The organism is Rhodosalinus sp. K401 (assembly GCF_041365735.1).
Taxonomy (GTDB): domain Bacteria; phylum Pseudomonadota; class Alphaproteobacteria; order Rhodobacterales; family Rhodobacteraceae; genus Rhodosalinus.
In genome coordinates this window covers 1-302 of the sequence record NZ_JBGFSI010000068.1, presented here as the reverse complement: position 1 = coordinate 302, position 302 = coordinate 1, and the positions used below count along the sequence as shown (strand labels likewise).

The window sequence follows — 302 nt, the reverse complement described above, 5'->3', positions numbered from 1 at the left end:
GTCAGATGCCTCTGTACCGTCGTCTGCCGAAATTCGGCTTCACTTCTCGTAAAGCAGCGATTACAGCCGAAATTCGTCTGTCTGACCTGGCTAAAGTAGAAGGCGGTGTAGTAGACCTGAACACGCTGAAAGCGGCTAACATTATCGGTATCCAGATCGAGTTCGCGAAAGTGATCCTGGCTGGCGAAGTAACGACTCCGGTAACTGTTCGTGGCCTGCGTGTTACTAAAGGCGCTCGTGCTGCTATCGAAGCTGCTGGCGGTAAAATCGAGGAATAAGTAGCAGATGGCTAAACAACCGGG

The 302-nt window shown here is 51.7% G+C and carries 1 protein-coding gene; it reads left to right on the top strand.

Going from position 1 to position 302, the window contains the following annotated elements; genetic code table 11:
- A partial coding sequence (gene rplO, locus AB6A66_RS17575) for a 50S ribosomal protein L15 (RefSeq protein WP_371056914.1) occupies positions 1 to 278 on the top strand: 278 nt, incomplete at its 5' end.
- Between the last annotated feature and the right edge of the window lie 24 nt (positions 279 to 302).